The organism is Bradyrhizobium vignae (assembly GCF_004114425.1).
Lineage (GTDB): Bacteria > Pseudomonadota > Alphaproteobacteria > Rhizobiales > Xanthobacteraceae > Bradyrhizobium > Bradyrhizobium vignae.
Genome location: NZ_RDQF01000005.1, coordinates 240,409 through 247,676, shown reverse-complemented (window position 1 = coordinate 247,676; position 7,268 = coordinate 240,409). Strand labels below are relative to the sequence as shown.

The following is a 7,268-nucleotide window of genomic DNA, read 5'->3' as shown; positions in this document are numbered from 1 at the left end:
GAGCAACTCCGCTCGGCTTCCGCCGAGCGCTTGCACGCCCTGAAGACCGGCGAGCGGACGGGGTCAAGGCCGGAAGCCGCCGGAGGCGGTGGCGCGCCAGCGCCAGCCTTGAGGCCGGCCGATCGCCGGGCTACTTCAACACAGTTGCTCCCCGGGGAGCGATGCACTATTGCCCCCGTCGCCTTGCGGATGGCTGATGCGCGTGCTCGGTCGGGCCGCCGCATCACCACAAGCCTTGACGCACAGACCCCGGGCGTCAGGACCACACGACTTCTCCGTCCGCGGACGACCCCACCGGATCATCAGGGGCTGGCGCGTGCTCACCCAAGACGACCAACGAGGCCGCTTTAACTGCGCCGTGTCGTACCGCGTCGCGTGAGACTCACGGTTGCCCGCCCTGTCACCACGCCATCCGCGCCGGCGCTGCCGCGTCCACCGCCACCCGGCCCGCATCTCGTGACGATCGCGAAGCGCCCCTTTGGCAGGGCCGGGATGGCGGGTCTATGCCACAAATCCGAAATTCGGAAAAGTAAAATATTTTTGCGAGGAGGGGCTTGACGCGGTGTTTTGCCCGACGCCTCGCGAGTAATCACACGCTCATGCATCAACGCTCAGCTCAGATAATCCGGCGTAAAATCCGCAAGTCTCCGCAGCTCGTCGGGCTGGAGCAGCGCGATCTCGCTGCCCTCCCACGTGATCAGTCCACGATGCCTCAGCTCCTGAATGGTGCGATTGACGTGGACGATCGACAGTCCGCAGGCGTCAGCAACGTGCCGCTGCGTCATCGGCATCTGGAAACTGCCGTCCTTGACGAGGCCGACGACCTCCAGCCGCGCGGCGAGCTCGCAGATGAGATGCGCGAGCTTGGGCAGCGCCGCCTGTGCGCCGAGGCGCGCGATCCATTGCCGCGAGATCGCGGCATCGATCAGTGTCTCGTGCCAGAAGGCGCGGGTCAGGTGGATGGAGCCGTCGAGCAGCTGGCGCAGCTGGCTGTGCGCAACGGTGCCGACGATGGTCGGGCCTAGCCCGACGAGGTCCGCATCGATCGGCGAGATCAGCAGCGTGTGCAGGCACGGCATGTCGCCGGGAACGTGGAAGGCGAGGATCTGGCTGCGATCGCCGACGATACGGGCCTGGTACAGGAAGCCGCTGACGACGAAGACGCAGCGTGAAGGGGCCTCGCCCTGCCGTAACACGATCTCGCCGTCCGCGACCTGGCGCAGCGTCGACGGCAAGCCTGCGATCTGCCGGCGTTCGTCCTCGGACAGGCCTTCGATCGCCTGGAGACGCGCGATGAACTTCGGATGCGGCACGAGACCAGTGGCGCGCTTCAGACGTCGCGCGGCCCGGACGCCTCGAGCAGGCGCCGCGAGAGTCTTGCGATGGTCCAGTCCGAGACCGGAACGGAGCGGAACTCGAGGATGGCACGGGCCAGTTCCTGATCCGACATCGGGCGGGCCGGCTCCTTCAGCGTTCCGTTGAGGAGGGCCTCGCTAATGCTGTCCAGGTGCTCGCCTGTACCGGATGCGAACAGTCCGCGAATGCGTTCCAGGATCGTCGGGGGATTCATAAGGCGGCTGGGTCCGAAATCGGGGGATGGTGTGGCTGCGATCGGTGCGTCACGAAACGGTTAGCAACCTGTGCTTCCGACCCGCGTTCTAGTCCGCTGAACGCAAGCCGGACGTATCATTTGATAGAACCGGCGCGATTTTCGGCGGGCCCATGCAAAATGCTCACGACGTGCTGATCCGGAACCTCGGCGAGCACACCGGGCTCGCGGAGGAGGATATTGCCGAGATCCGCGCGCTCACCTTCACGCTGCGCGATTTCGCGCCCAACGAGGATTTCATCCGTCAAGGTGACGAGCCGAAGCATTCGGCATTGGTCGTCTCCGGCATGGTTGCCCGCTATCACCTGCTCGGCAGCGGGCGGCGACAATATTTGGCGTTTCATCTCACCGGCGACCTTCCGGATGCGCAGGGCTTGTTCATTGACATGATGGATCATGGGCTCAGTGCGCTCGGGCCGGCGTCGATCGCCTTCATCCCGCATCGCGAATTGTTCGTCGCGTTCCGGCGGCGGCCGACCTTTGGGCTGGCCGTCTGGCGCGAGACGCTGCTCGATGCCGCGATCTTTCGCGAGGCCATCACCAACAACAGCGCGCGGCCGATGCAGGCGCGTATGGCGCACCTTTTTTGCGAGCTGTTCTACCGGGCCCGTGCGGCGCAGCTGGTCCGCGGCAATCGCTGCCGCCTGCCGATCAGCCTGGCTCAGCTTGGCGAGACCCTGGGCATGGCGATCGCGACGGTGAACCGGACCCTTGCCGACCTCAGGCGGAGCGGAGCCATGGACCTGCGTGAGGGCGAGCTGATCGTGCTGAAGTGGCGTGAATTGCAGCGGCTCGGAGATTTCAGTCCAGCCTATCTGCACCTGAAACGGCAGGCGCCGCCCTTTGTGTGAGGCGCGTTAGCGCGAAGTTCAGCCTGAGGGGAACAACTCTCTTGTGGGCACGTCATTTATGAGACGAGGGAGATGCCAATGAAAGCGCTCATCGTGGCGATCGCGTTTGCAGCGATGGCCGGGCCCGTCATCGCGCAGAATTCCGGACCGGCTCCGCAGTCCGGCATGGAGAGGCCGGAGAACACGAACGGTGCCACCGAGAAAGGGACGATGGATACCACCGGCATGAATGCAACTCAGGCAGATCGGCCCGGCATCAAGGATGCGTCCAAGACCGAGCACAGGACCGGCGGCAAGAAAAAATGAGTGCGCCGGCCATGCAACGGCGTCGGTTGCGCGCGCAGCGATAGCCGAAGGCCATCATCCAGGGCGCGCTTCACGTCCGGCGGCGGCATCGCCCTTCGCCGCAGCCGCGCGATAGGCGTCGATCGCTCTGTTGGCAAGCATCAACTGCCGGCGTTCACCGGCCCGGAGCTGGGCTTCGATCGAGTCGAGCAGGAAATTTGCGCTCTCGTCGGGCGGCCCGAGCTCGCCACTCTTCTCCAGGCAGCTCCAGGCGATGAAGAACGCGCTTTCAACGGTGCAACGGATCGACATGCGCTGCCAACGCGGCGCGGTCGCAGGCGTTCCGTGCGGCGGGCGAGACTTGCGTCGGGCCCGCCGCTCGAGCGGATCAGTTCTTGAGTACGATGCGGCCGACGACCTTGCCGGCGCGCAGCTCGTCGATCCATTTCTGCACGTCGCCCATCGGCTCCTCGCGCATCGGCGTCGGCTTGATCTTGCCGGCGCGTGCGAGCGCCATCAGCTCGTGGGCCTCAGCCAGCGTGCCGACCATGAAACCTTCGATGGTCATGCGCTTATAGACCCATTGCACCATCGGCAGCGTGAACTGGCCGCCCATCAGGCCGGAGACCACGATCTTGCCGCCGCGCGCGGCGACCGCGACCGCGAACGCCATCGACTTCTCGTTGCCGGCGAAATCCACGATCTCGTCGAAGCCGCCTTCGGTTTCTTTCAGGATACGTTTGATCACGTCGGGCTCGGCCGGATCGTAGGCGACGGCGGCGCCGTTCTCGAGCGCGGTCTCGCGTGCGGCCGGTGACAGATCTGCGACCGTGATCGGCTGCTTGAACATTGCCTGCGCGAACGACAGGCCCATCATGCCGACGCCGCCGAGGCCGATCAGCAAGAGGTTGCGCTGGCGCGGACGGTCGACCAGGCGCTTGAGCGCGCCATAGGCGGTCACCCCGGAGCACATCAAGGTCGCGGCCTGGTTGACCGGCAGGGGATCGTAATCGAGCAGATATTTGGCGTCGGGGACCAGCACGTGGCTGGCGAAGCCGCCATCGATGGAGACGCCGAGGAAGCGCTGTTTGACGCAGAGATTCTCGTCGCCATTGGCGCAGTCGCGGCACTGGCCGCAGCCGATCCATGGAAATACGGCCTTCTTGGCGCCGACGAGGCTGGCTGCTACGTCGGGACCGACTTCGTCGACGACGCCCGCGATCTCGTGGCCGAGCGTGAAGGGCAGCGTCATGCCGCGCGTGGTGTCGAGCTTCTTGCCGCCGCCGAGATCGGCGTAGCCGTCCTGGATGTGCAGGTCGGAATGGCAGAGGCCGCAGCGCTCGATGCGCACCAGCACCTCGCGGCCTTGCGGCTTGGGCGTGTCGACGATGGTCTCGCACAGCGGCGCATCGAACTTGACCAGGGACTGCCTGCGCATCAGCGCCATATTCTTTCCTCCGAAATTATCGCTCTGCTTCATTCCGTATATTGGCCAATTCACTGGCCATGGCAACAAAGCCGGAAATCGGGATGGTCTCGGCGCGCCGCGTCGCATCGACGCCGGCGGCGCTCGCGAGCCGCGCGGGATCGACGCCCAGCGACTTCAGGCTTTGCCGCAGCATTTTTCGGCGCTGGCCGAACGCGGCGGCGGCGACCTGCTCGAGCAGCCTGCGATCGCAGGGCAGAGGCTCTGGGCGCGGCACGAGGCGCACGACGGAGGAGGTGACCTTCGGTGGCGGCACGAAGGCCGAGGGCGAGATATCGAACAGGATCTTGGTCTCGCAGCGCCAGTTGGCGAGCACGCCGAGCCGGCCATAGGCCTCTTCGCCCTCGCGCGCGACGATGCGCTCGCCGACCTCGCGCTGGAACATCAAGACCATCATCTCGTACCAGGGCGGCCAGGGCTCGACGGTGAGCCAGTTGATGAGAAGCTGGGTCGCGATGTTGTAGGGCAGGTTGGCGACGATCTTTGCGCGTTCGCCTGAGAGTAGCGGGCGCGGATCGAAGGTCATGGCATCGCCATGCACGATTTCGAGCCGGCCGGGATAGCGCGCCGAAATATCTTGCAGGGCCGGAATTGCGCGCTCGTCATGCTCGATGGCGATGACGCGCCGCGCGCCGAGCGCGAGCAGCGCCCGCGTCAGCCCGCCCGGGCCGGGGCCGATCTCGACGACCGTCGCCTCGTCCAGCGGCGCGGCCGCGCGCGCGATGCGCGCGGTCAGGTTGAGGTCGAGCAAGAAGTTCTGGCCGAGCGATTTCCTGGCCGACAGCGCATGCTGGCGAATGACCTCGCGCAGCGGCGGGAGGTCGTCGATCGCGCTCATCAGCGGGTGCCCTTAGCTTTCCGAAGTTCGTGCCAACCTGCGGCGCCCTTGTACGAACTTCGGAAAGCTGAGGGCACCAAGAAATTATCATTGCAGTGCCGCTTGTCGATCTGAAGTTCCTGAACGCGCTCGCGGCGTGCACTGCAGGAACTTCAGATCGGCGGCACTACGAAGCCGCCATGCGGCTGGCAAGCTGAAGCGCCGCGATCAGGCTCGCCGGATTGGCTTTACCCGTGCCGGCGATGTCGAAGGCGGTGCCGTGATCGGGCGAGGTGCGGATGAAGGGCAGGCCGAGCGTGACGTTGACGGCGTCATCGAAGGCGACCGTCTTGATCGGGATCAGCGCCTGGTCGTGATACATGCAGACCGCGCAGTCATAGGTCTGTCGTGCGGCCTGGTGGAACATGGTGTCGGCGGGCAGCGGGCCCCTGGCTTCGATACCGCCGTTGCGCAGGACTTTGAGCGCCGGGGCGATGACGGTCTGCTCCTCGTGGCCGAGAGATCCGTCCTCGCCGGCATGCGGATTGAGGCCGGAGATCGCGATGCGCGGCCTCGCGATGCCGAAGCGGGACTTCAGTTCGGTCGCGACGATGCGTACGGTCGAGACGATCAGCTCGCTGGTGAGCTCTCCCAGCGCATCGCGCAGCGGGACGTGGATGGTCACGGGCACCACGGCAAGCTGCGGCGACCACAGCATCATCACCGGCTGCGGCACGCGGCCGTTCTCCGCGGCAAGCTCGGCGAGGAATTCGGTGTGGCCGGGATGGCGGAAGCCGGCGCGGTAGAGCACGCTCTTGGCGATCGGATTGGTGACGACGGCGCCGGCGCGACCTGCGCGCACGTCGATGACCGCCTGACGGATCGAGGCGAGCGCAGCCGGCGCGCTGGATGCGTCGGGCTTGCCGGGTTCGGCGCTCGCGCGCTCGTCGGTCGCGACCACGGGCAGGGCATCAGTGAAGGCGGAAGCGGCCTCACTGGGGCTCACCGCGGCGATCCTGATGTCGACGCCGAGCGCCCGGGCCCGCCGCGCGATCAGCGCGTCGTCGCCGAGCAGATAGAAGGCGGGCAGGTTCAGCTCGCGGCGCCTGAGCCAGGCTGCGATCGTGATGTCGGGGCCGATGCCGGCGGGCTCTCCCAGGGTGAGGGCAACGGGCTGGGCTGCGGACTTGGTGGAGGGCTCTGAGAGGGGCTTGGCCATCAGCGGTTGCGATATTCGATCATCGCCGCCTTGCGGAGCTCGTCGAGATAGGCCTTCTGGGTCTTCTCGTACTTCTCCTGATACATCTTCTCGCGGACCTCGCGCTTCTTCGGCGTGTCGATCATGGTCGGCTTGCGCGAGCACAGCACCACCATCTCGATGCCCGCCTTGGTCACCTCGGGCGCGGTCAGGTGGCCGATCGGCGTGTCGTCGAGCAACTTGCGCAGCGGGTCGGGCAGCTCCGCGGTGGTCTTGGTGACGGCGTCGCGGATGGTGGCGTTCGGCGTCGAGCGGAACAGCGAGTTGGCTTCCTCGCAGCTCCCAACGCGGGCCCGATAGGTCTCGGCTTCCTTCTTCCGGGTTTCCAGGAACGCCGCGGACGAGCCGCGCGGCACGATCAGCACGATCGGCTGCATCTTGTATTCGGTGCCTTCGATCTGAAGCTTGTCGCCGGTCTGGGCCTGCACGGCCTGTGCGACGTCGCGCTCGCCGACGAGCAGCTTCTCCTTGAATCGGCCGCGCACCAGGCTGGTCCAGACCATCTCGGCCTTCATGCGGCCCTTCAGCGTTTCGGGGCGGACACCCTTGGATTCGAGTGATTTGGTGAGCTGCTCCGGCGTGATGCGCATGCGCTGCGCCATACCCTCGTAGGACTGGTTGACGTCGGAGACGCCGGGATCGACCCCGTACTTCTTGCCTTCCTTGAGCTTCACCTTGTCGTCGATCAGCTCGTTGATGACCTCCTGCCGGCTCGGGGTCTTCTGCGTCGTCAGCTGGTCGAGCCTGGAGCGCTGCTCGATGTCGAAATCGGTGATCGGATCGCCGTTGACCATGACCACGATGTTCTGCGCGCGCGACGGCGAGGGCAGTCCGGTCAGGATCAGCCCGGCACTGATGGCGAGCAGGAGGCGGAAGACGGGCAATGAGGTCGTCATGATTGTCGCTCGCAGGTCAGCCGCGTCGAGCCTGTGATGGGGCAGGCGCGGCTGGCACTTCAAACC

The 7,268-nt window shown here is 66.0% G+C and carries 9 protein-coding genes; 2 read left to right on the top strand and 7 right to left on the bottom strand.

Annotation, left to right across the window (positions count from 1 at the left end):
* Positions 1-611: 611 nt before the first annotated feature.
* On the bottom strand, positions 612-1,313 hold the full coding sequence (locus tag EAV90_RS06735; protein ID WP_122403571.1) for a Crp/Fnr family transcriptional regulator: 702 nt from the start codon (positions 1,311-1,313) through the stop codon (positions 612-614).
* Positions 1,314-1,330: 17 nt separating this feature from the next.
* The gene (locus EAV90_RS06730) at positions 1,331-1,570 is read right to left on the bottom strand and encodes a hypothetical protein (RefSeq protein WP_129142936.1); all 240 of its coding nucleotides are present in this window, start codon (positions 1,568-1,570) and stop codon (positions 1,331-1,333) included.
* 152 nt (positions 1,571-1,722) lie between these two features.
* Between EAV90_RS06730 and EAV90_RS06725 the strand changes: the two genes are divergently transcribed.
* Both EAV90_RS06725 and EAV90_RS06720 read left to right on the top strand, forming a co-directional pair.
* Complete coding sequence (locus EAV90_RS06725) at positions 1,723-2,460, top strand: Crp/Fnr family transcriptional regulator (protein ID WP_122403569.1); 738 nt, start codon at positions 1,723-1,725, stop codon at positions 2,458-2,460.
* Positions 2,461-2,538: 78 nt separating this feature from the next.
* Positions 2,539-2,766, top strand: a complete 228-nt coding sequence (locus EAV90_RS06720) for a hypothetical protein (RefSeq protein WP_122403568.1) — start codon at positions 2,539-2,541, stop codon at positions 2,764-2,766.
* 54 nt (positions 2,767-2,820) lie between these two features.
* On the opposite strand, the gene EAV90_RS06715 is transcribed toward EAV90_RS06720, so the two are convergent.
* The 5 genes from EAV90_RS06715 to EAV90_RS06695 all read right to left on the bottom strand — a co-directional run bounded on the left by EAV90_RS06715 (position 2,821) and on the right by EAV90_RS06695 (position 7,202).
* Positions 2,821-3,057, bottom strand: a complete 237-nt coding sequence (locus EAV90_RS06715; RefSeq protein ID WP_122403567.1) for a hypothetical protein — start codon at positions 3,055-3,057, stop codon at positions 2,821-2,823.
* 76 nt (positions 3,058-3,133) lie between these two features.
* Positions 3,134-4,192, bottom strand: coding sequence for an alcohol dehydrogenase (locus EAV90_RS06710; RefSeq protein ID WP_129142935.1), 1,059 nt, complete (start codon positions 4,190-4,192; stop codon positions 3,134-3,136).
* 16 nt (positions 4,193-4,208) lie between these two features.
* Positions 4,209-5,069 carry a 16S rRNA (adenine(1518)-N(6)/adenine(1519)-N(6))-dimethyltransferase RsmA gene (gene rsmA, locus EAV90_RS06705; RefSeq protein ID WP_129142934.1) on the bottom strand — a complete coding sequence of 287 codons (861 nt, stop codon included), beginning with the start codon at positions 5,067-5,069 and terminating at the stop codon, positions 4,209-4,211.
* Positions 5,070-5,235: 166 nt separating this feature from the next.
* Complete coding sequence (pdxA, locus tag EAV90_RS06700; protein ID WP_129142933.1) at positions 5,236-6,267, bottom strand: 4-hydroxythreonine-4-phosphate dehydrogenase PdxA; 1,032 nt, start codon at positions 6,265-6,267, stop codon at positions 5,236-5,238.
* Complete coding sequence (locus EAV90_RS06695; RefSeq protein ID WP_162500307.1) at positions 6,267-7,202, bottom strand: SurA N-terminal domain-containing protein; 936 nt, start codon at positions 7,200-7,202, stop codon at positions 6,267-6,269. The genes pdxA and EAV90_RS06695 overlap by 1 nt, the downstream gene beginning before the upstream one ends.
* Positions 7,203-7,268: the final 66 nt, after the last annotated feature.

Excerpts from the sequence above, each read along its gene's own strand:
- EAV90_RS06730 (WP_129142936.1), bottom strand. The coding sequence starts at position 1,570 with ATGAATCCCCCGACGATCCTGGAACGCATTCGCGGACTGTTCGCATCC.
- EAV90_RS06725 (WP_122403569.1), top strand. The coding sequence starts at position 1,723 with ATGCAAAATGCTCACGACGTGCTGATCCGGAACCTCGGCGAGCACACC.
- EAV90_RS06720 (WP_122403568.1), top strand. The coding sequence starts at position 2,539 with ATGAAAGCGCTCATCGTGGCGATCGCGTTTGCAGCGATGGCCGGGCCC.
- EAV90_RS06715 (WP_122403567.1), bottom strand. The coding sequence starts at position 3,057 with ATGTCGATCCGTTGCACCGTTGAAAGCGCGTTCTTCATCGCCTGGAGC.
- EAV90_RS06710 (WP_129142935.1), bottom strand. The coding sequence starts at position 4,192 with ATGGCGCTGATGCGCAGGCAGTCCCTGGTCAAGTTCGATGCGCCGCTG.
- rsmA (WP_129142934.1), bottom strand. The coding sequence starts at position 5,069 with ATGAGCGCGATCGACGACCTCCCGCCGCTGCGCGAGGTCATTCGCCAG.
- pdxA (WP_129142933.1), bottom strand. The coding sequence starts at position 6,267 with ATGGCCAAGCCCCTCTCAGAGCCCTCCACCAAGTCCGCAGCCCAGCCC.
- EAV90_RS06695 (WP_162500307.1), bottom strand. The coding sequence starts at position 7,202 with ATGACGACCTCATTGCCCGTCTTCCGCCTCCTGCTCGCCATCAGTGCC.